This is a genomic window from Serratia sp. DFXYC6 (assembly GCF_057196085.1).
This window is the reverse complement of record NZ_JBXUNV010000001.1, coordinates 2,373,098-2,395,244: the sequence shown is the minus strand read 5'-3', so window position 1 is coordinate 2,395,244 and position 22,147 is coordinate 2,373,098. Positions and strand designations below refer to the sequence as shown.

16 protein-coding genes are annotated in these 22,147 nt (G+C 49.6%); 13 read left to right on the top strand and 3 right to left on the bottom strand.

The genetic code is table 11. From position 1 onward, the window contains the following. Positions 1-2: 2 nt before the first annotated feature. The 13 genes from AC2CGQ_RS11740 to gndA all read left to right on the top strand — a co-directional run bounded on the left by AC2CGQ_RS11740 (position 3) and on the right by gndA (position 19,959). The gene (locus tag AC2CGQ_RS11740; RefSeq protein ID WP_033633507.1) at positions 3-1,379 is read left to right on the top strand and encodes a TolC family outer membrane protein; all 1,377 of its coding nucleotides are present in this window, start codon (positions 3-5) and stop codon (positions 1,377-1,379) included. 274 nt (positions 1,380-1,653) lie between these two features. Further along, positions 1,654-3,078, top strand: coding sequence for a mannose-1-phosphate guanylyltransferase/mannose-6-phosphate isomerase (locus tag AC2CGQ_RS11735; protein WP_139792490.1), 1,425 nt, complete (start codon positions 1,654-1,656; stop codon positions 3,076-3,078). A gap of 12 nt (positions 3,079-3,090) precedes the next feature. Beyond that, positions 3,091-4,464 (top strand): phosphomannomutase CpsG, encoded by a 1,374-nt coding sequence (cpsG, locus tag AC2CGQ_RS11730; RefSeq protein ID WP_033633505.1) that lies wholly within the window; start codon positions 3,091-3,093, stop codon positions 4,462-4,464. Between the two features lie 143 nt (positions 4,465-4,607). Continuing rightward, on the top strand, positions 4,608-5,624 hold the full coding sequence (gene galE / locus AC2CGQ_RS11725) for a UDP-glucose 4-epimerase GalE (protein WP_015377241.1): 1,017 nt from the start codon (positions 4,608-4,610) through the stop codon (positions 5,622-5,624). A 609-nt stretch (positions 5,625-6,233) separates the two neighbouring features. After that, positions 6,234-7,646 (top strand): mannose-1-phosphate guanylyltransferase/mannose-6-phosphate isomerase, encoded by a 1,413-nt coding sequence (locus AC2CGQ_RS11720; protein WP_015377242.1) that lies wholly within the window; start codon positions 6,234-6,236, stop codon positions 7,644-7,646. A gap of 14 nt (positions 7,647-7,660) precedes the next feature. Next, positions 7,661-9,034, top strand: coding sequence for a phosphomannomutase CpsG (gene cpsG / locus AC2CGQ_RS11715; protein ID WP_166444989.1), 1,374 nt, complete (start codon positions 7,661-7,663; stop codon positions 9,032-9,034). 11 nt (positions 9,035-9,045) lie between these two features. Beyond that, the gene (locus tag AC2CGQ_RS11710) at positions 9,046-9,831 is read left to right on the top strand and encodes an ABC transporter permease (RefSeq protein WP_033633692.1); all 786 of its coding nucleotides are present in this window, start codon (positions 9,046-9,048) and stop codon (positions 9,829-9,831) included. Beyond that, entirely contained in the window at positions 9,831-11,048 is a 1,218-nt protein-coding gene (locus AC2CGQ_RS11705) for an ABC transporter ATP-binding protein (protein WP_015377245.1), read from the top strand. The genes AC2CGQ_RS11710 and AC2CGQ_RS11705 overlap by 1 nt, the downstream gene beginning before the upstream one ends. Beyond that, a complete protein-coding gene (locus tag AC2CGQ_RS11700) occupies positions 11,045-12,382 on the top strand; it encodes a class I SAM-dependent methyltransferase (RefSeq protein WP_085336421.1) in 1,338 nt (445 codons plus the stop codon). Before AC2CGQ_RS11705 ends, AC2CGQ_RS11700 begins: the two co-directional genes overlap by 4 nt. Continuing rightward, positions 12,382-16,023: a glycosyltransferase gene (locus tag AC2CGQ_RS11695; RefSeq protein WP_015377247.1), complete on the top strand. Its 3,642-nt coding sequence runs from the start codon at positions 12,382-12,384 to the stop codon at positions 16,021-16,023. Before AC2CGQ_RS11700 ends, AC2CGQ_RS11695 begins: the two co-directional genes overlap by 1 nt. Positions 16,024-16,127: 104 nt before the next feature. Then, positions 16,128-17,273, top strand: coding sequence for a glycosyltransferase family 4 protein (locus AC2CGQ_RS11690; RefSeq protein WP_071826104.1), 1,146 nt, complete (start codon positions 16,128-16,130; stop codon positions 17,271-17,273). Continuing rightward, positions 17,266-18,396 (top strand): glycosyltransferase family 4 protein, encoded by a 1,131-nt coding sequence (locus tag AC2CGQ_RS11685; RefSeq protein ID WP_021504313.1) that lies wholly within the window; start codon positions 17,266-17,268, stop codon positions 18,394-18,396. Before AC2CGQ_RS11690 ends, AC2CGQ_RS11685 begins: the two co-directional genes overlap by 8 nt. 156 nt (positions 18,397-18,552) lie before the next feature. Further along, on the top strand, positions 18,553-19,959 hold the full coding sequence (gene gndA, locus AC2CGQ_RS11680; RefSeq protein WP_004938815.1) for an NADP-dependent phosphogluconate dehydrogenase: 1,407 nt from the start codon (positions 18,553-18,555) through the stop codon (positions 19,957-19,959). A 74-nt stretch (positions 19,960-20,033) separates the two neighbouring features. Here the strand turns inward: gndA and hisIE are convergent, their stop codons facing one another. Genes hisIE through hisA form a run of 3 tightly spaced genes read right to left on the bottom strand, consistent with a single transcriptional unit; the run spans position 20,034 to position 22,143 of the window. Next, positions 20,034-20,654, bottom strand: coding sequence for a bifunctional phosphoribosyl-AMP cyclohydrolase/phosphoribosyl-ATP diphosphatase HisIE (gene hisIE, locus AC2CGQ_RS11675; protein ID WP_166444990.1), 621 nt, complete (start codon positions 20,652-20,654; stop codon positions 20,034-20,036). Continuing rightward, on the bottom strand, positions 20,648-21,424 hold the full coding sequence (gene hisF, locus AC2CGQ_RS11670) for an imidazole glycerol phosphate synthase subunit HisF (RefSeq protein ID WP_033633500.1): 777 nt from the start codon (positions 21,422-21,424) through the stop codon (positions 20,648-20,650). Before hisF ends, hisIE begins: the two co-directional genes overlap by 7 nt. Continuing rightward, positions 21,406-22,143, bottom strand: a complete 738-nt coding sequence (hisA, locus tag AC2CGQ_RS11665; RefSeq protein ID WP_060559073.1) for a 1-(5-phosphoribosyl)-5-[(5-phosphoribosylamino)methylideneamino]imidazole-4-carboxamide isomerase — start codon at positions 22,141-22,143, stop codon at positions 21,406-21,408. Before hisA ends, hisF begins: the two co-directional genes overlap by 19 nt. Between the last annotated feature and the right edge of the window lie 4 nt (positions 22,144-22,147).

Here is a 22,147-nt window from a genome sequence, read left to right as displayed (position 1 = left end):
TTTTGATTCAATCAAAACGACAGGCTGCCGGTCTGGTTATCGGCACCCTTTTGTTTGCGATATCTGCGCCGGTTTATTCGATAGGGATTTTAGACGCATATTCGCTGGCATTAGAGAAGGACCCGACTTTCCGGGCGGCTATAAAAGAGAAAGAGGCGGGAGATGAAAACGAAAACATCGGCAGGGCGGGGCTGCTGCCGAAGGTATCGCTGAACTATCAGAATTCGCCGCGCAACTGGCAGACGCAAAAGTACCCGCAGAGCGACTTTTTCGGCAATGTTTCGGAGGTCACCCGGCGGCAGCAATATCGCAGTTATTCCAGTTCGATCACGCTGACGCAGCCGCTATTCGACTATGAAGCGTACGCGCGCTACAAAGCCGGTGTGGCACAGACGATGATGTCGGACGAGCGCTATCGCGGCAAGTTGCTGGATCTCGCTGTTAGGGTGATTAACGCCTATGTCGAAGTCGCCTATTCCAAGGATCAAATCGCGTTGGCCGAAGCGCAAAAGGCGGCTTACAAGGAACAGCTGACCTTGAACGATCGCCTGATGAGCGCGGGTGAAGGCACCATTACCGACGTATCGGAAACCCAGGCGCGCTACAGCCTGGCCGAAGCGCAGGTAATTGAAGCGCGCGACGCGCTGGACGCCGCACAGCGCGAGCTGGAAGTGATTATCGGTATGCCGCTGAACCAACTGGATGAATTGCAGGTTTTGCGGCCGGGCAAGTTCAAGGTGGCACCGCTGATCCCGTCCAGGTTCGAAGATTGGCAGAAGATCGCGCTGGAGAACAACCCGGTGCTGGCCGCGTCGCGTCATGGCGTGGATGCCGCCAAGTATGATGTCGAAAGGAATCGTGCGGGCTTTATGCCTCAGGTTCAGCTGTATGCTTCGCATTCGGAAAACGACTCCAGCAGCGATAATACGGTTAACCAGAAATACCGTACCGACAGCATCGGCGTGCAGGTCAGCATGCCTATTTATTCCGGCGGCGGCGTTTCGGCGTCGACCCGGCAGGCGGCGGCGCGCTATGGCCAGGCGATGTATGAAATGGATGCACAGACGGGCACCACGCTCAACGATCTGCGCAAGCAATACAATTTGTGCATCAGCAGCCGCGCCAAGGTAGCGGCCTATGAATTGGCGGTACAATCGGCTACTACACAGGTGACGGCGACTCGGCAGAGCGTGCTGGCCGGGCAACGCGTCAACGTCGATGTGCTCAACGCCGAACAGCAGCTCTATAGCGCCCAACGCGATCTGGCCTCCGCCAAGTACGCCTACATCAAATCATGGATCACCTTGCTGAGCGACTCCGGTACGTTGGATGAAAAAGACGTTATGCGGGTCGCGCAGTATTTTGCTCGCAGTCGTTAGCAACATATTCACTATGAGCATTAATCTGAAAGAGCAGCGCTATGCTGCTCTTTTTTCGTTAATACGTTATGTTATCGGCAGGTTGTTCCTCCTGTGTTTTTACTCGTCGGGTTTATTTCTGAACATCATTCCTGTAAAGGGCTGTAGGTTAGAGGAATTGATACTTTTAGCAAAAACGCGGCGATGGGTTGATGATCGTATGAATTTTAGAATGATGACGTCAGTGACGTGTAGCGTCTTCGTTTAGGAAAGATGGCGGAGTAAAGGGTAGATAATGTCCAAATTAATCCCTGTGGTTATGGCCGGCGGTGCTGGGAGCCGTCTGTGGCCGATGTCGCGAGAATCGTTCCCTAAACAGTTTCTTTCTATTGATGACAGTGGGATGAGCCTGCTGCAACAGACGTTACAGCGCTTGTCGGGGCTGGGCGGTATTGAAATTGCCGCTCCTTTGGTCATTTGCAATGAGGAACATCGTTTTTTGGTTGCCGAGCAATTGCGTGAAATCGGACAATTAGCGACCAATATCATTTTAGAGCCCGTAGGGCGCAATACTGCGCCGGCAGTGGCGTTAGCCGCTCATCTTGCAGCGGAAGAAGACGAAGACAGCATGCTCTTGGTGCTGGCTGCAGATCATCTGATCACGAAGGTCGATAATTTTCACGCGGCGATCCAGACGGCTATCTCGTTTGCAGGCAATAACCATCTGGTCACGTTTGGCATTATTCCGGAACATCCGGAAACCGGGTACGGCTACATCAAACGCGGCAGTCACCTGTCCAATGATTGTTTCAAGGTTGATGCATTCGTGGAAAAACCACGTTTGGAGAAAGCGGTCGAATACCTCGCCAGCGGAGATTATAGTTGGAACAGCGGTATGTTCATGTTCAAGACCGCCAAGTTCTTACAGGAATTGCGGCAGTTCAGCCCCGACATCTTTAGCACAACCCAGCAGTCTGTGGATAAGAGCCAACGCGACATGAATTTTATCCGGGTTGAGCAAGACATCTTCAAACACTGTCCAAGTGATTCCATCGACTATGCGGTGATGGAAAAAACGCGTGATGCCGTAGTGATTCCCATTGATGCCGGCTGGAGCGACGTCGGCTCTTGGTCTTCATTGTGGAACGTTTCCGAGAAAGATCCGTTGGGCAATGTCAATGTGGGTGACGTTATTTCGATCGACTCCAGTGACAATTACATCTCTTCGGAGTCTGCGTTGGTGGCAACCATTGGGTTGGAAAACCTGATCGTGGTCAACACCACTGACGCCTTGCTGATCGCTCATAAGGATAAAGTACAGGATGTAAAGAAAGTGGTTGATGAGCTTAAAAAGCGCAATCTTCATCATTTTCGCCAACATTCCACCGCCTACCGGCCCTGGGGCAAGATTTGCGACATCGACAGCGGCACGCACTTCCAGGTGAAGAAAATCATTGTGCGGCCAGGGGAGGGGTTGTCGGTGCAACGCCATCTCCACCGTGCCGAACATTGGATCGTTGTGAGTGGGACAGCAAGAGTTAACGTTGATGATCAAGAGTTCTTCTTGTCGGAAAATCAGTCTACCTTCATTCCTGCGGGCAGTGTCCATACGCTAGAAAACCCGGGAAAAATCGATTTGGAAATGATCGAGGTCAGGTCGGGGCGCTATCTGGAAGAAGATGATATTGAGCGTTTGCAAGATCGCTATGGCAGAGTCTAACAGGGTTTGGTAATGCAAAAATTGACGTGTTTTAAAGCTTATGACATCCGGGGAAAGCTGGGCGAAGAGCTGAATGAGGACATCGCGTATCGTATTGGGCGTGCCTATGGCGAGTTTTTGAAGCCCAAACGGATCGTGTTGGGCTGCGATGTGCGGTTGACCAGTGAAAGCCTGAAACTGGCGCTGGCGAAAGGTTTACAGGATTCTGGCACTGATGTGATAGACATCGGTTTAACCGGTACCGAAGAAATCTATTTCGCCACAACCTATTTAAAAACCGATGGTGGCGTGGAAGTGACCGCCAGCCATAATCCTATCGATTACAATGGCATGAAGTTAGTGCGCGAAGGCTCTCGCCCAATCAGCGGCGATACCGGGCTACGAGCGATTCAAGAACTGGCGGAGAAAAATCACTTTCAGGCGCCGGCAGCAACGCGCGGTAGCTATGTCCGCCAGGACGTATTGGGGGCTTATGTAGAGCACATACTGTCTTACGTCGACGTGAAAAACTTCAAGCCGTTGAAGCTGGTGCTCAACTCGGGCAACGGTGCGGCAGGGCATGTGATTGATGCCATCGAGGCGCAACTCAAGGCGCGGGGCGTGCCGTTGGAGTTTATCAAGGTGCATCACCAGCCGGACGGGGCTTTCCCTAACGGTATTCCCAACCCTTTGCTGCCTGAATGTCGCGCGGATACCGCCGATGCGGTGCGTGAGCATGGCGCTGATATGGGGATCGCGTTCGACGGCGATTTCGATCGCTGCTTCCTGTTCGATGAAAAAGGCGATTTCATTGAGGGTTATTACATCGTCGGCTTGCTGGCGGAAGCCTTCCTGCAGAAACAGCCGGGAGCGAAGATCATCCACGACCCGCGTCTGAGTTGGAATACTGTCGATGTGGTCACCGATGCGGGTGGCGTGCCCGTGATGTCGAAAACCGGCCATGCTTTCATTAAGGAACGCATGCGTGCGGAAGACGCCATTTATGGCGGTGAGATGAGCGCCCACCACTATTTCCGTGATTTTGCTTATTGTGACAGCGGCATGATCCCGTGGCTGTTGGTTGCCGAACTGGTCAGTGTGAAAGGACAAACTTTGGGGCAACTGGTACAGGATCGCATTGCCGCCTACCCGTCTTCCGGTGAGATCAATATCAAACTGACACAGCCGGCCGTGTCCATTGAAAGCGTCAAGCAATACTATTTGGCGCAAGCGGATGAGGTAGACTATACCGATGGCATCAGCATGTCGTTCGCAAACTGGCGTTTCAACCTGCGTTCCTCCAATACGGAACCTGTGGTGCGTCTTAATGTCGAATCGCGCGCCGATGTTGCGCTGATGCAAGCGAAGACCGACGAGATTTTGGCGTTGCTCGGTGCACAAATTTAACGATTAATACATTGAATAGTCTAGGATGAGAGCGGTTTTACCGCTCTCTCTTCATGGTGCGCCCAGAAGGTTGTATGATGCGCCCGGTATCGATAAGGGCGTTTTTGTCGAATCAAGAATGTTGCGAAGTATAAGGGGGGGATATGGCAATTTTAGTTACCGGTGGTGCTGGTTACATCGGATCACACACCGTGCTATCGCTCCTGGAGCGTGGCGAGGACGTCGTGGTGTTGGATAATTTGTCCAACTCATCTGCGGAGTCATTGCAGCGGGTGGAGAAACTGTCGGGGAAAGCCGCAGAGTTCCATCAGGGAGACGTTCAGGATGCCGAATGCCTGCAGCGCATCTTTGGCGCTCATGAGATCACTGCCGTGATCCATTTCGCCGGTCTTAAGGCGGTAGGGGAGTCAACGCGCAAGCCGCTGGAGTATTATCAGAATAACGTTACCGGCACGCTGGTGTTGTTGGATGCTATGCGTCGTGCCGGCGTGCACGACTTTATCTTTAGCTCTTCTGCCACTGTCTATGGTGCCAATTCGCCGGTACCTTATGTAGAGACGACACCGATCGGCGGGACAACCAGCCCTTATGGGACATCAAAGTTGATGGTGGAGCAGATCCTGCAAGATTTCGCTAAAGCAGAGCCTCAGTTCTCGATTATCGCCTTGCGTTATTTTAATCCGGTAGGTGCTCACGAGTCCGGTTTGATTGGTGAAGATCCCAATGGCATTCCCAATAACCTGCTGCCGTACATCTCACAAGTGGCTATCGGCAAGCTGGAGAAGCTGGGTATTTTCGGTGGGGATTATCCGACAAACGATGGAACGGGAGAACGCGATTACATCCATGTCATGGACCTGGCCGAAGGCCACCTGAAGGCGATGGATCATCTGCCAAAGATCAATGGATTTAAGGCCTACAACCTTGGGGCTGGCGTAGGGCATTCGGTGCTGGCGATGGTTCAGGCGTTTGAGAAAGCGTCAGGCGTCACGATCCCTTATCAGATCTTGCCACGTCGTGATGGCGACCTGCCTGCTTTCTGGGCCAATGCCGATCTGGCTTATCAGGAGCTGGGATGGAAAGTCAGCCGAGGCATTGATGATATGATGCGCGATACTTGGAATTGGCAGCGCACTAATCCACAAGGTTACCAAAAGTAATACCTTACAGATAAGCTCCCTCTCTTTGTTAGATCATGATTGCGGTTTGCGATCGCAATCATGCATCCCACCAGGATACACATTCTTTAAATATTATAACGTATTTAACAATGCGATCGCGATTGTTACACGGGTTAAGCCCTTTTCGGGTGCTGAGTGAGCGTTCATCTCAGATAAGCCTGAAAAAGCGGATAATCTACAGGTGTTTTGATGGTTAAGGTGGTAGCATACGCAGCAAAAATATTTATTATATCCGTCCCCTATACCTGACAGGGGGGGACACGAGTATGGCTTTTTGTGCCATATGCGAGGTACAACAGTGTGGCGAGTTTTGGCCATGGATAAAATTCAAAAGCAAGATCAGTCGGTTGGTAGCTGTTGAGCCAAGGGCGGTAGCGTGATTTTTGCAGGCCTTCGTCACCGTGAGAGGTTGAGTAATCTCCTGTATTATCACTGCCAGCGAAATGCCCTTCGTTGCTGTTTGGCCTTCATCTAAGCACTGCATAAGGCAATAGTAAGCGCGATGATTGAACGTTATGTATTGGTGTGACCTAACTTAACATATTGTATTTAAAGCTTTATATATTTTTAGCGTCATAAGGACAAAAAATGTTATTACCTGTAATTATGGCAGGCGGTACTGGTAGCCGTTTATGGCCGATGTCACGAGAACTCCACCCTAAGCAGTTTTTGCGCTTGCACAGCGTAAATTCAATGCTTCAGGAAACGTTGAAACGACTCGATGGCGTGGAGATCGGTGAGCCTGTTGTAATCTGCAACGAAGACCACCGTTTTATGGTGGCTGAACAGCTGCGTCAAATTGATATGTTGTCACACAACATTATCCTGGAGCCCATTGGCAGAAATACTGCGCCAGCGATTGCTCTGGCTGCATTGAATGCTACCGCAGCAGGTAACGATCCCATCATGCTGGTATTGGCAGCAGACCATATCATCAAGGATGTGAATGTTTTCCACCAGGCGATCGAAGCAGCATTGCCTTACGCAGCGGAAAAAAGCCTGGTTACGTTTGGTATTGTGCCGACAGGTCCAGAAACTGGTTATGGTTACATCCAGCGTGGAGAGTGCTGCGATGATAAAGCGGTGGCCGCTAACGTAAAACGTTTTGTTGAGAAACCTGATCTCGCAACCGCTCAGGCTTATGTCGACTCCGGTGAATATTTTTGGAACAGTGGTATGTTCATGTTCCGTGCCAAGCGTTACCTGGAGGAACTGGAGGCATTCCGTCCCGATATCCTGGCTGCCTGTCGCCGCTCGCTGGATGATACCGAATGTGACAAAAACTTTATCAATGTCAATCGCGACGCCTTTGCGAGTTGCCCAGACGAGTCGGTCGATTATGCGGTAATGGAAAAAACACAAGATGCGGTCATGATCCCGCTGGATGCCGGTTGGAGTGATGTCGGCTCATGGTCTGCATTATGGGAAGTCAGCCAGAAAGATGGGGCTGGTAATGCATTGACCGGCGACACTTTCCTGCATAATACCCGTGATTGCTATATCAATACTGATGAAAAATTAGTTGCGGCTGTTGGCGTAGATAATCTGGTTATTGTTAACACTAAAGATGCCGTTCTCGTGGTTGATAAGTCGAAAGTTCAGGACGTTAAAAAAGTTGTTGAGTATCTGAAAAAACATAAGCGGAGTGAATATCGAAGACACCGCGAGGTTTATCGACCATGGGGTATTTGCGATATTTTGGTTGCTGAAAAGCGTTTTAATGTCAATCGTATCACCGTTAATCCCGGGGAAGCATTTTCTCTGCAAATGCACCATCACCGCACGGAACACTGGGTGGTTCTTTCTGGTACGGCTAAAGTAACAACGGGGGATAAAACGTTCTTACTTACAGAAAATCAGTCGACATTCATTCCAATTGGGGTTGTCCACCGTTTAGAAAATCCCGGAAATATTCCTTTGGAGCTGATTGAGATTCAGTCAGGCTCTTATTTAGGTGATGATGACATTATCCGTATTAAAGATCATTACGGTCGTTGCTAATTTTTGAGGTTTTAATGAGTGCCTTAACTTGTTTTAAAGCGTATGATATCCGTGGTCAACTAGGTGAAGAGCTGAATGAGGATATTGCCTATCGTATCGGCCGAGCTTATGGCGAATACCTGAAACCTCAGCGCGTTATCGTAGGTGGCGATGTACGGCTGACCAGCGAGTCTCTTAAAGTGGCTCTCGCCAACGGATTGCAGGATGCTGGTGTTGACGTATATGACATTGGTATGAGTGGCACTGAAGAAGTCTATTTTGCCACTTTCCATTTGAATATGGATGGCGGCATTGAAGTTACTGCTAGCCACAATCCAATGAATTATAATGGTATGAAACTGGTTAAAGCAAATGCTCAGCCGATTAGTGGTGATACCGGTTTATTTGCGATTAAAAAATTAGCGGAAGAAAATACGTTTCCTGCGGTAGTGAAGGATAAACGTGGTAGTTATCAACAAGTATCCATTCTCACCGATTATGTAGATCATTTGCTGAAGTATATTGATGCAACAGCATTGAAGCCAATGAAGTTGGTCATTAACTCTGGAAATGGTGCTGCAGGCCATGTTATCGACGAAATAGAGCGACGTTTCCAGCAAGAAAATATTCCCGTTACCTTTGTAAAGGTTCATCATCAACCTGATGGGAATTTCCCTAACGGTATCCCTAACCCGTTATTACCTGAATGTCGGGATGACACAGCAAAAGCCGTGCTTGAGCATCAGGCGGATATGGGAATTGCTTTTGACGGTGATTTCGACCGTTGTTTCCTGTTTGATGAGAAGGGCGCTTTCATCGAGGGCTACTATATCGTTGGCCTATTGGCAGAAGCTTTCCTGCAAGCCAACCCTGGCTCCAAGATTATTCATGATCCTCGTCTGTCATGGAATACCATCGATATCGTTACCCAAGCTGGTGGCATCCCTGTTATGTCCAAAACGGGGCATGCCTTTATCAAGGAGCGCATGCGCAAAGAAGATGCTATCTATGGTGGCGAGATGAGTGCGCACCATTACTTCCGTGATTTCGCTTATTGTGACAGCGGTATGATTCCATGGCTATTGGTAGCGGGTTTACTTTCAGTTAAAGGCAGTGTGTTGAGTCAGCTAGTGAAGGATCGTATGGAAGCGTATCCAGCATCTGGTGAGATTAATCGCAAATTGCCTGATGCTAAAGCTGCCATTGAGCGTGTTTTAGGCGTTTACAAAGATGATGCCGTGGCTTTTGACATGACAGATGGTATCAGCCTTGAATTCAATGAATGGCGTTTTAATCTGCGGACATCGAATACTGAACCTGTTGTACGTTTGAATGTTGAGTCAAAAGGGGATGTTGAATTGATGCAGAAAAAAACTAAAGAGATTCTGGCGCTCTTAGGCGGAGAATAACGATGAAAGAAATGTTATTAGCCATCTATGGTTACCGGGGTTTTATTTGGAGCAGTATTAAGCGGGACTTTCAGTCCCGTTACCAAACCAGCATGTTGGGAGCTTTATGGCTGGTATTGCAGCCGTTAGCGATGATTTTGGTATATACACTGGTATTCTCAGAAGTGATGAAGGCACGGATGCCTGATAATTCAGGTCCTTTTGCCTATAGTATTTATCTTTGCTCTGGGGTGCTGACGTGGGGATTATTTACTGAAATTCTTGATAAAAGCCAAAGTGTCTTCATTACTAATGCTAACTTAATAAAAAAGCTCAGTTTCCCAAAGATTTGCTTGCCGGTCATTGTGACCGCGTCTGCGATTTTAAACTTCGCCATTATATTTAGCCTGTTTTTAATTTTTCTTGTTTTTACCGGAAACTTTCCCGGGGTTTTATTCTTCTCCGTCTTACCCGTTTTGGCTCTGCAAGTTCTGTTCACCGTCGGTCTGGGTATGACATTGGGCGTGATGAACGTTTTCTTCCGGGACGTTGGGCAGTTTGTTGGCGTATTATTGCAATTCTGGTTCTGGTTCACACCCATCGTTTATGTATTAAATTCGCTGCCTGAATGGGCCAGAACATCGCTGATGTACAATCCAATGGCCCGAGTTATGCAAGCATACCAGTCAATATTTGCATACCAACAGCAACCTAACTGGTACTCATTATGGCCAGTATTGGTTCTGGCCATAATTTTCTGTGCGTTTGGTATGAGATTATTCAGGAAACACGCTGCAGATATGGTGGACGAGTTATAATGAGTTACATAAAAGTACATAATGTTGGCAAGGCATACAAACAGTATGCCTCTAAGACAGGGCGTCTGCTTGAGTGGATTTCGCCATTTAATACCGTCAAACATAAACTAAAATGGATCCTGCAGAACATCAGTTTTCATGTTGAGCCTGGTGAGGCGTTAGGCATTATTGGTATTAACGGCGCCGGTAAAAGTACATTACTGAAATTGATTACTGGCACAGCGAAACCAACCTGCGGCGAAATTGCTCTCGACGGTCGAGTTGCGGCATTATTGGAGCTCGGCATGGGCTTTCACTCGGATTTTACCGGGCGCCAAAACGTTTATATGTCAGGGCAACTGCTGGGTATGTCCGTCGAAAAAATTACGGAACTTATGCCGGAAATCGAGGCGTTCGCTGAGATCGGTGATTATATCGATCAACCGGTTCGTGTTTACTCAAGCGGTATGCAAGTTCGATTGGCATTTAGCGTTGCAACAGCGATTCGCCCGGATATTTTGATTGTTGATGAGGCCTTATCTGTTGGTGATGCTTATTTTCAGCATAAGAGTTTCGAGCGGATACGTGAGTTTCGCAAGCTAGGAACCACCCTCTTGCTCGTGTCACATGACAAACAAGCGATCCAAAGCATATGTGATAGAGCTATTTTGCTTAACAAAGGCAGAGTAGAAATGGAGGGTGAGCCTGAAGCAGTAATGGATTACTATAATGCCCTACTCGCTGATAAGCAAAATGTGTCGATTCGTCAGGTTGAAAATAATGGAAAATTGCAGACGCTCTCTGGCTCAGGCGAGGCAACTATTACCGATATTAGTCTTCTTAGTACCGAAGGTGAAAGTATTGAGGTGGTAGCGGTAGGGCAACCTGTCAACCTTCAGGTGAAGGTGCATGTCAATGAGGCTGTTCCTGAACTTGTCGTGGGATATTTGATTAAAGACCGATTGGGACAGCCGGTTTTTGGTACCAATACTCATCACCTGAAACAGCCATTATTCGATTTGAAAGAGAATGAATCGAGAACCTTTTCATTTGCGTTCTCTGCCAATTTGGGGGTTGGGTCTTACTCGGTTGCCGTAGCGTTACATACGGCAGGAACTCATGTTGGAAAAAATTACGAATGGCGCGATCTGGCGGTTGTTTTCAACGTTGTTAATTCAAACGAGAAAGATTTTATTGGAGTAGCTTGGTTGCCCCCTAAGTTGGAGATTTTTGAATGAGTGGTAATTTTTATCGCGTTTTTGAGGAAAAACATCGGGGGAGCGTGCAAGATATCAAACAACGCTTATCTGTATATCTTCCTTTTATTATGGCGTTGGCAAAAATTTACCCTTCAGCTGAAGTTGTCGATGTTGGCTGTGGGCGTGGAGAATGGCTCGAGATCTTACGAGATAATGCTATTCCTGCCATGGGGGTTGATCTCGATGATGGTATGCTCGAGCGTGCTTTGCAGGTTGGGCTGAACGTGAAGAAAATGGACTGCCTGGATTTCCTCCAGCAGCAGGAAGACGGCAGTCTACTGGCCATCACCGGTTTTCATATCGCAGAACATCTGCCCTTCGAGTTTTTACAGTCTTTGGTGAAAGAGGCGTTGCGGGTGCTTAAACCCGGTGGTTTGCTGATTCTTGAGACGCCAAACCCCGAAAATGTAAGCGTTGGAACCTGTTCTTTTTATATGGATCCGACGCACAACCATCCGCTGCCTCCAGCGTTGCTCGAATTCATTCCGAACTATTACGGTTTTCTGAGAACTAAAATACTGCGTTTGCAGGAAAAAGCGGCACTGAGAGACGAAGAGACATCGGTATATTTGGTCGATGTGTTGAAAGGTGTCAGCCCAGACTATAGCATGATTGCCCAAAAAGAGGGTGAGGCATCGATTGTCGGTGAATTGGACGCCTATTTTGATAAAGAATATGGGGTTACTCTCGACGGCTTAAGCGATCGCTATGACCTACGCTTGAATAACGAGTTTAAGCGAATGAACACGGCGTTGCGTGCGCAGACAGTGAAGTTCCACGAAGTGAGTAACCAATTGGAGCGTTTTCAGCACCAATTGGACAAGTCACATCAAGAGCTGATGGCTGTACATGCTAATAATCAAAGCCTACAGCAGCAGCTCATTGACGTGCATGCTAACAATCAGAGTCTGCAACAACAGCTTTTTGATGCGCATACCAGCAATTCCTGGCGTGTGACCTCCCCATTGCGTTGGGTTTCATATCAATTTAAAGCGGTGCGTGAGCAAGGCGTTAAAACTCGAGCTCGCAAAGCAGTCAAAAAGGTTTTGAGAAAGGGAATAAATACGGCTCTGGCTTTATTCCATGAACATCCTAAATTCAAAGCATTCATTCTTTCCAGCGCTAGAAAGCTGGGTGCTTACCGATTTCTGCAATCTGTTTTCAGACGGGTTTTAATTTCCGCGCCTGACTATCACGCCGATCTTATGGCGAATGAACGTCATGTTGTGTATAAGGAAAATATGACGAGCAGAGCTATCGATATATATGAGCAGCTAAAGAGAATAAATAATAAGAAACACGGGGATTCATAATGCGTATTGTTATTGACCTGCAAGGAGCACAAACGGAAAGCCGTTTTCGGGGTATTGGCCGTTATACTCTTTCGATTGCAAAGGCAATCATCCGTAATAACAGTCAACACGAAATTTTTATTGCTTTGTCTGCGCTGTTTCCCGAAACCATCGCTGAACTTAAAGCGCAATTTGCTCGCTTAGTGCCGGCCGAAAATATCGTTATCTGGTATGCGCCTGGCCCTGTCAGAGCGATGGATAGAAACAATGCTTGGCGCAGTGAGTGTGCAGAATATGTGCGTGAAGCCTTCTTACATAATCTTAAACCTGATGTCGTTTTTATAACCAGTTTGTTCGAAGGGCATGTAGATAATGCGGTGACGTCGATCGCTAAATTAACGCCAAAAACTAAAGTGGCGGTGTTGCATCACGATCTAATCCCTTTGGTACAAGCGGATGTTTACCTGCAAGATGACGTTTATAAAGATTATTATTTAAAGAAAATCAATTGGTTGAAGAACGCGGATCTGCTGCTGACCAACTCGGACTATACTTCTTCGGAGGTGATTGAGTGGTTGGATATTCCCGAAAGCAAAGTATGCACGATTTCGGCGGCGACCGAAGAACATTTTGATATCAGCGAGATTTCCGCTAATAATTTTTCTGAATTAAAAGAGAAATATGGCATTACCCGTGATGTCGTACTTTATGCTCCTGGCGGTTTTGACTCCCGTAAAAACTTCAAGAGGTTAATTGAGGCTTACAGCAAATTAACGCCTGAATTGCGTGAAAAAAATCAACTGGTTATCGTTAGTAAGCTATCGGACAGCGATCGCAGTTATCTGCATTCCATCGCGCGTAATCAACAACTGCGTGATGACGAGATGGTTCTGACTGGATATGTATCGGAACAGGATCTGGTCGTGTTTTATCAGTTGGCCAAGTTGTTTGTCTTTGCTTCGTTGCATGAAGGCTTTGGATTACCGATTCTGGAGGCCATGACGTGCGGTGCGGCGACAATCGGTTCTAACGTCACCAGTATCCCGGAAGTGATCGGTTATGCCGATGCGCTGTTTGATCCCTATTCTGTTGAGTCAATAAGCGACAAGCTTCAACAGGCTTTAAGCGATGACGTTTTCCTCGCTCAATTAAAGAAACACGCTTTGGAGCAATCCGCCAAGTTTTCGTGGGATAAGGCGGGAACTATCGCCTTGTCTCGTTTTGAGCGGTTAGTTGCTGAGGCCGGAGATGTGGAGTTTGAATCGGTAACGTCATCGCAATTGATCTCCGCCGTTTCCTCGATCAAATGTCGTGAAGAGCCTTCGGATAACGATCTGCGGTCAACCGCTGAGGCGATGGATAGAAATGCCAAAAGACTCGAGTTGCAAGGCATTGCGCTAGAGTCTCTCTCTTGGCGCGTTGAAGGACCTTTTGACAGCTCCTATAGCCTGGCTTTGGTAAATCGAGAATTCGCGCGAGCACTCAGTCGCGACAATGTTGACGTTCTGCTGCATTCAACGGAAGGGCCTGGCGACTTTGCTCCAAATGAAACCTTCCTGAGTGATGAAAGTAATGCGGATTTGAAGGCATTCCATTCGCGTTTGCAGCAGCGGAGTGAGCAGCAAGTTAATGTATTGAGCCGCAATATCTATCCGCCACGTGTCAGCAACATGGCTGCGGATGTGAAGCTTTTGCATTGCTATGCATGGGAAGAAAGTGGCTTTCCACAAGGTTGGATCAATAATTTCAACCGTGAATTGGATGCGATCCTTTGCACTTCAGAACATGTGCGCAAAGTATTGATTGATAATGGTACTAAAGTTCCCGTTTTTAATGTCGGGAATGGTTGCGAGCACTGGGAGCGGATTCAGTCAGCCAATCCTCCGCAACTGAATGCCAAGGCATTCAAATTCCTGCATGTTTCTTCGTGCTTCCCGCGGAAGGGGGTTCAGGCGATGCTGGCGGCCTATGGCGCCGCTTTTACCGGAGAGGATGATGTTTCCCTGGTCATCAAAACTTTCCCTAACCCGCACAATGAAATTCAGGCATGGCTAACGCAAGCTCAGAAGCGGCACGTCAATTATCCCCATGTCATTATTATCGAACAAGATATGCCGGAACAAGAGCTGAAAGCGCTCTATGAACAGTGTGATGTCTTGGTGGCGGCAAGCTGTGCTGAAGGATTTGGTTTGCCGATTGCGGAGGCGATGTTGAGCGGTTTACCCGCTATCACCACTGGTTGGAGCGGGCAGCTTGATTTTTGCACGCAGGAAAATTCATGGCTGGTTGATTATCGTTTTGAACGCGCGAAGACCCATTTTGGCCTGTTTTCTTCATCATGGGTGCATGCCGATATTGATAAACTGGCCGAGGCGATGGCGCAGGCGGCGGCGACTGACAAAAAGCAACTATCGGCAATGGCAGCAAAAGGGCGTGAACTGATACTTAGTCAGTTTACCTGGAGCTCGGTTGCGCAGCGATCAAAGGCTGCGGTAGGCGAATTGCGTAAGCATTTTGACGTCGCTCAAGTGGAACCCCGCATTGGCTGGCTCTCGACGTGGAATACCAAATGCGGCATCGCCACCTATTCCCAACATTTGGTAGCTGACATGCCCAGCGACCAAATTGTGATTTTTGCACCGACAGCAAATGATCTGGTACACGCGGACGAAGGTAACGTTCTGAGGAGTTGGGTTGTTGGAAAAGAAGACAATTACCTTGATGCTTTAGATACTCAAATTGAAACCCTGAATCTGAACACCTTGGTCATCCAGTTTAACTATGGATTCTTTAACCACCGCGAGTTATCGGCCTTTATCAAAAGGCATCACCAGGCGGGACGGGTTATCGTTATGGCCATGCATTCGACGGTTGATCCGATCGAAAAAGAGCCGTATTGGAATTTCCGTTTATCAGAAATGACTGACGCGTTGAAAATGTGTGACCGTTTGCTGGTTCATTCTATTGCTGATATCAACCGCCTGAAGTTGCTTGGATTAGTCAATAATGTAACTCTGTTCCCACATGGCGTGATTAACTATCCCGCTCTGGCATCGACTGCTCATCGCAATCTGCCGCCTTTGGTTGCCAGCTATGGTTTTTGCCTGCCGCATAAAGGGTTGAAGGAACTTATCGAAGCCGTGGCCTATTTGAAAAAAGCGGGGAACCCTATTCGACTAAGGTTGGTCAATGCGGAATATCCCGTCAGTGAATCCACCGCTTTGGTTCGTGAGCTTAAAGAGACTGCGGCTAATTTGAAGGTTGAAGATCTGGTAGAGATGCATAACGATTTTCTTGATGATAAAGAAAGCTTACGTCTGCTCTCTGACGCCGATCTGCTGGTTTTCGCGTATCAAAATACCGGCGAATCGGCCAGTGGTGCCGTTCGCTACGGCATGGCGACGCATAAACCTGTGGCAGTGACGCCGCTCGCTATTTTTGATGATCTTGGTGACGCCGTCTTCAAATTGAAGGGAACCTCCGTAGTGGATGTTGCTGAAGGTATTGCAGATATTATTTCTGAGATTGTTAAAAACTCTTCGAGTGCAGTTGAAACGCAACGACGTGCTGATGCGTGGTGCGAGCAGCATGATTATCATGCCGTTGCCAGACGGCTAGAAAACATGTGTGCGGGCTTGTTAAGAGCAAAACATTTCAAATAACCTCCTCTAGCTATAGCCTTATTCAATGCAGTAGGTGTGATTTCTACTACTGCATTGAATCTACTATGTTGAAAGCATAGATATTCTATGGAATGTGACTTTAGATGAAAATAATTCTTTCCGTTGAGCCTATCAAGTTCCCGTTGACTGGCATAGGGCGTTATACCTATGAGTTGGCAAAAGGCTTGCAAAGCCACAACGAAATTGAAGAACTAAATTTTTTCTCCGGTACCCGTTTTTTATCTAACATACCTACGGCAAAAAATACATCTGATAGTAGTCACTGGTTGAAAAAAATTGTGCAGAGCAATTCATTGGCTATTGAGACCTACAGATTGCTTATGCCACAACTAAAAAAGAAGGCGCTGCGTGGCTACGAACGTTGCCTTTTTCATGGACCTAATTATTTCCTCCCTCCTTTTGACGGCCCTGCAGTGGCAACGTTTCATGATCTTTCTCCTTTTAAATGGGAGCACTGTTTCGATCCTAAAAGGAATCGTTATACCAAGAAAGAAATGATGAAAGCATTGTCGAGGGCGAATGGTCTCATCACGGTCTCGAACTATATTCGTAAAGAGATTCATGAATATTTCGATTATCCAATTGAGAAAATCCACACGGTTCATCTGGCAAGCTCGCCTGATTTTTACCCTCGTCAGGTAGAACACGTATCTGGAGTTTTAAAAAAATTTGATTTAAGCTATAAAGCCTTCACCTTATTCGTTGGTACCATTGAGCCGAGAAAGAATATTCTTTCCCTTATTCATGCTTATAGAAAACTGCCTGACGGATTGCGTGCCCGTTATCCATTAGTCCTCTCCGGCTATAAGGGATGGCGCAATGATGACATTATGCAGGAAATAGAGCGAGGACAGCGTGAGGGATGGCTTAAGTATCTGGGATTTGCGGCTGCAGAAGAATTGCCATTATTGTACTCTGCAGCCAGGCTGTTTGTTTTCCCATCACACTATGAAGGCTTTGGGCTTCCGGTATTGGAAGCGATGAGCTCGGGAACTCCGGTGATTTGTTCCAACAGTTCATCTTTGCCGGAAATCGCAGGTGATGCGGCATTAACTCACTCTCCTGAGGATGTCAGCTTATTAACGCAGCTTATTATCAGAGGGCTGACAGATGAAGCGTGGAGAAAGGATGCAATTGCATTAGGTTTGTCACATGCAGCAACGTTTTCCTGGAAAAATTGCACTAGCCAAACTTTAAACGTTTATCAAAAATTGACTAATAATGATTAAAGTACTCCATTTTTATAAAACCTATTATCCTGACTCATTTGGCGGCATTGAGCAAGTGATATACCAACTCGCTGAAGGTGGTGTAGAGAAGGGTATATCGACGGATGTTTTGTCCGTAACGCCTGCAGATAAGGATAGTTGCGAAACTATTTCACAGCATACAGCTCATAAAGTCAGACAAGATTTCAGCATTGCATCTAACCCATTTTCATTTCGCGTCATAAAGAAATTTAAAGAGCTCAGCGAGCAAGCGGATATCATCCACTATCATTTCCCATGGCCATACATGGATCTTGTACACTTCCTCTCGGGAGTGAATAAGCCGACAGTGGTTAGTTATCACTCTGATATTATCAGGCAAAAAAACCTTCTTAGGTTATATAAGCCACTGATGCACCTGTTCTTGCGTAAAATAGATTGCATCGTAGCAACATCACCGAACTATGTGGCCACCAGTGACGTATTGGAAACGTTCAAAAATAAAGTCTCTGTGATTCCGATAGGTCTGGATAAAGAGACATATCCGGTGCCAGAACCGAGCCGCTTGGAAAAATGGCAGCGTCAGCTCGGCCAACCATTTTTCTTATTTATTGGCACGTTACGCTATTATAAAGGATTACATATACTGCTAGAGGCGGCTATCGGTGCAAACTATCCTATCGTGATCGTAGGGGCCGGGCCGATCGAAAGTGAATTACGTGAGCAGGCTCAGAACTTGGGACTGAAAAACGTTCATTTTCTTGGCGCATTGCCGGATGAGGATAAATCGGCACTACTGACGCTGAGCTATGGTATTGTATTTCCGTCACATTTACGCTCGGAAGCGTTTGGCATTTCGCTACTGGAAGGTGCCATGTACCGAAAACCCATGATTTCAAGTGAAATAGGGACAGGGACTACCTTTATCAACGTCAATGATCAGACGGGACTGGTGATCCCTCCATCGGATCCTTCGGCATTGAGAAAGGCAATGGATAAGCTTTGGGAGAACCCCAAGTTGGCGGAGACATTCGGTAATAAGGCGTATGAACGCTACGAAGAGATGTTCACCTCCAAACAAATGGTCGAGGCATACGCGAAAATCTACGAATCCCTGCTGGGAAGGCATAATAAGCCCGATTGAATGGTCTGGCAGGTTACTGAAAATTTAGACGAGTTATGTGACCTATCGCACCAATCACTACCCACCCGGCTCAATCCTGAGTTAACATGTGTGCCACATCACAAAACCTGCTGGCCGACGTTGCCGGCAGGGTCATCCTCAGACAGGAGTTCCTAAATGTCCAAGCAACAAATCGGCGTTGTCGGCATGGCGGTAATGGGCCGCAACCTCGCGCTGAACATCGAGAGCCGTGGTTACACCGTTTCCATTTTCAACCGTTCTGGCGACAAAACTGACGAAGTGATCGCTGAGAACCCGGGCAAGAATCTGGCGCCGTATTACACCGTTGAAGAGTTTGTCGAATCACTGGAAAAACCGCGCCGCATCCTGCTGATGGTGAAAGCGGGCGAAGCAACGGATAAAACCATTGCCTCGCTGACTCCGCACCTGGACAAGGGCGACATCTTGATCGACGGCGGCAACACCTACTATCAGGACACCATCCGTCGTAACCGCGAACTGTCCGACCAGGGCTTCAACTTCATCGGCACCGGCGTTTCCGGCGGTGAAGAGGGCGCGCTGAAAGGGCCTTCCATCATGCCTGGCGGCCAGAAAGAAGCTTACGAGCTGGTGGCGCCGATCCTGGAGAAAATCGCTGCGGTTGCGGAAGGCGAGCCTTGCGTGACCTACATTGGCGCAGACGGCGCCGGCCACTATGTGAAGATGGTGCATAACGGCATCGAATACGGCGACATGCAGCTGATTGCCGAAGCCTATTCTCTGCTGAAACAGGCGCTGAATCTGAGCAACGAGCAGCTGGCCGAAACCTTCGCCGAGTGGAACAAGGGTGAGCTGAACAGCTACCTGATCGACATCACCAAAGACATCTTCACCAAGAAAGACGAAGAGGGTAAATACCTGGTCGATGTGATCCTGGACGAAGCCGCCAACAAAGGCACCGGCAAATGGACCAGCCAGAGCTCGCTGGATCTGGGCGAACCGCTGTCGCTGATCACCGAATCGGTATTCGCACGCTACCTGTCCTCGCTGAAAGATCAGCGCGTTGCCGCGTCTAAAGTGCTGACCGGCCCGAAAGTGGCGCCGTTCACCGGCGACAAAGCCGAGTTCATCGAGAAAGTGCGTCGCGCTCTGTATCTGGGCAAAATCGTGTCCTACGCGCAGGGCTTCTCTCAGCTGAAAGCCGCGTCTAAAGAAAACAACTGGGATCTGCACTACGGCGAAATCGCCAAGATCTTCCGCGCCGGTTGCATCATCCGCGCTCAGTTCCTGCAGAAGATCACCGACGCTTACGCGGCGGATGCCGATATCGCCAACCTGCTGCTGGCGCCATACTTCAAGCAAATCGCCGACGAATACCAGCAGGCGCTGCGTGACGTAGTGGCCTACGCCGTGCAGAACGGTATCCCTACGCCAACCTTCTCCGCTGCGATCGCTTACTACGACAGCTACCGTTCCGCGGTGCTGCCGGCGAACCTGATCCAGGCGCAGCGCGACTACTTCGGTGCGCACACCTATAAACGCATCGACAAGGAAGGCGTGTTCCATACCGAATGGATGGAATAAGCCCGCTCGTTGAGCGATAAAAAAAGCCGCCGAGGTTAACGCCCGGCGGCTTTTTTATTGCGTGCGAGTTAACGTCATGCTTTTTTCTGATGCCGCTCGCGCAGCCGGCCGATCACCGCGCTCAGATCCAAATCCTGGTCCTGCAGCAGCACCAGCAGGTGATAGATCAGGTCCGAAGCTTCGTTGGTCAGCTCTTCGCGATCGTTGACCGTGGCGGCCAGCGCGGTTTCCACGCCTTCCTCCCCGACCTTCTGCGCGATGCGCTTGGTGCCGCTGGCGTACAGGCTGGCGGTGTATGAGCTGTCCGGGCTGGCATGCTTGCGCTCCGCCAACAGCTGTTCCAACTGATAGAGAAACGTCCAGTCGCTGGCGGCCGGGTGGAAGCAGCTGCTGTTGCCGAGGTGGCAGGTCGGGCCGACCGGGTTGGCCAATATCAGCAACGTATCGTTATCGCAGTCCGGCGTGATGCTGACCACCTTAAGGAAGTGGCCGGAGCTTTCACCCTTGGTCCACAGGCGCTGCTTGGTGCGCGAGAAGAAGGTGACGTTGCCGCTTTGCTCGGTGGTGGTCAGCGCTTCCGGCGTCATGTAACCCAGCATCAGCACTTCGCCGGAAACGGCGTGCTGCACGATGACCGGCATCAGGCCGTCGGTTTTTTCCCAGTCCAGCTGGTTTCTCTGTTGTTCTGTCAGCACACGCGAATCTCCACGCCTTGTTCGACCAGGAACCTTTTCAGTTCGCCGATATTGATGATTTGTTTGTGGAACACCGACGCCGCCAGCGCGCCGTCGACGTCCGCATCGCGGAACGCCTCCAGGAAGTGCTCCATGGTGCCCGCGCCGCCGGAGGCGATCAGCGGCACTTTGCAGACCTCGCGCACCCGACGCAGCTGCTGCAGGTCGTAACCGTTGCGCACGCCGTCCTGATTCATCATGTTCAGCACGATCTCACCGGCGCCGCGGCGCTGCACTTCCTGCACCCAGTCGAGGGTTTCCCACTGGGTGATGCGGGTGCGGCTCTCGTCGCCGGTATATTGGTTGACGTGATACTTGCCGGTTTCACTGTCGAACCAGGTGTCGATGCCCACCACGATGCACTGCACGCCAAAGCGTTCAGCCAGGCGGCTAATCAGCTCAGGATCGGCCAGCGCCGGCGAGTTGATCGAAATCTTGTCGGCGCCGAAAGACAGGATCTGGCTGGCGTCCTCGGCGCTTTTAATGCCGCCGGCGACGCAGAACGGAATATCAATCACCTCCGCCACGCGCGACACCCAGCTTTTGTCCACCACCCGGCCATCGCTCGAGGCGGTGATATCGTAAAACACCAGCTCGTCCGCGCCTTCTTGCGCATAGCGCTGCGCCAGCGGCACGATGTCGCCGATGATTTCGTGGTTGCGGAACTGCACGCCTTTCACCACTTGCCCGTCTTTAACATCCAGGCACGGGATTATCCGTTTTGCCAGCATGCGATCGCCTCCTCAACGCTAAATTTACCTTCCAGCAGGGCGCGCCCCACGATCACGCCGGCAACGCCGCTGCCGCGCAGCTGGGCGATGTCGTCCAGATTGCCGATGCCGCCCGAGGCCTGGAAGGCCACCTGCGGATAACGGCGGCTGATCTCCTGATACAGCGCCACGTTGGAACCGGCCAGCGTGCCGTCGCGCGAAATATCGGTGCACAGCACGTGTTTGAGCCCGTAGGGCAGGAACTGCTCCACCACCTGTTCCAGCGTGGCGTCGGAATCTTCCTGCCAGCCGCTGATGGCCACGCGTTTTACGCCCTGTGCATCGATGCGCACGTCCAGCGCCAGCACCAGCGCGTCGGCGCCGTAGCGCTCGAACCAGCGTTGCACCAACTGCGGCTGTTTCACCGCGGTGGAGCCGATCACCACGCGCGTGGCGCCGGCCTCCAGCAGGGCGCTGACGTCTTGTTCGTTGCGGATGCCGCCGCCGACCTGCACCGGCACGTCAACCCCCGCCAGCAGCTTGCGCAGCAGCGGGATCTGGCGCGCCGCCGGATCCTTGGCGCCGGTCAAATCGACCAGGTGCAGCACCTGGGCGCCCTGTTGTTGATAGTCCTGCAGACGCAGCAGCGGATCGTTGCCGTAGTCGCGCTGCTGGCCGTAATCGCCCTGATGCAAACGCACCACGTTGCCGTCGATCAAATCCAAAGCCGGAATAATCATGCTG

Coding starts and splice junctions, on each gene's coding strand:
- AC2CGQ_RS11685 (WP_021504313.1), top strand. CDS start 17,266: ATGATTAAAGTACTCCATTTTTATAAAACCTATTATCCTGACTCATTT.
- AC2CGQ_RS11695 (WP_015377247.1), top strand. CDS start 12,382: ATGCGTATTGTTATTGACCTGCAAGGAGCACAAACGGAAAGCCGTTTT.
- hisA (WP_060559073.1), bottom strand. CDS start 22,143: ATGATTATTCCGGCTTTGGATTTGATCGACGGCAACGTGGTGCGTTTG.
- AC2CGQ_RS11710 (WP_033633692.1), top strand. CDS start 9,046: ATGTTATTAGCCATCTATGGTTACCGGGGTTTTATTTGGAGCAGTATT.
- AC2CGQ_RS11700 (WP_085336421.1), top strand. CDS start 11,045: ATGAGTGGTAATTTTTATCGCGTTTTTGAGGAAAAACATCGGGGGAGC.
- AC2CGQ_RS11690 (WP_071826104.1), top strand. CDS start 16,128: ATGAAAATAATTCTTTCCGTTGAGCCTATCAAGTTCCCGTTGACTGGC.
- cpsG (WP_166444989.1), top strand. CDS start 7,661: ATGAGTGCCTTAACTTGTTTTAAAGCGTATGATATCCGTGGTCAACTA.
- gndA (WP_004938815.1), top strand. CDS start 18,553: ATGTCCAAGCAACAAATCGGCGTTGTCGGCATGGCGGTAATGGGCCGC.
- cpsG (WP_033633505.1), top strand. CDS start 3,091: ATGCAAAAATTGACGTGTTTTAAAGCTTATGACATCCGGGGAAAGCTG.
- hisF (WP_033633500.1), bottom strand. CDS start 21,424: ATGCTGGCAAAACGGATAATCCCGTGCCTGGATGTTAAAGACGGGCAA.
- AC2CGQ_RS11735 (WP_139792490.1), top strand. CDS start 1,654: ATGTCCAAATTAATCCCTGTGGTTATGGCCGGCGGTGCTGGGAGCCGT.
- AC2CGQ_RS11705 (WP_015377245.1), top strand. CDS start 9,831: ATGAGTTACATAAAAGTACATAATGTTGGCAAGGCATACAAACAGTAT.
- galE (WP_015377241.1), top strand. CDS start 4,608: ATGGCAATTTTAGTTACCGGTGGTGCTGGTTACATCGGATCACACACC.
- AC2CGQ_RS11720 (WP_015377242.1), top strand. CDS start 6,234: ATGTTATTACCTGTAATTATGGCAGGCGGTACTGGTAGCCGTTTATGG.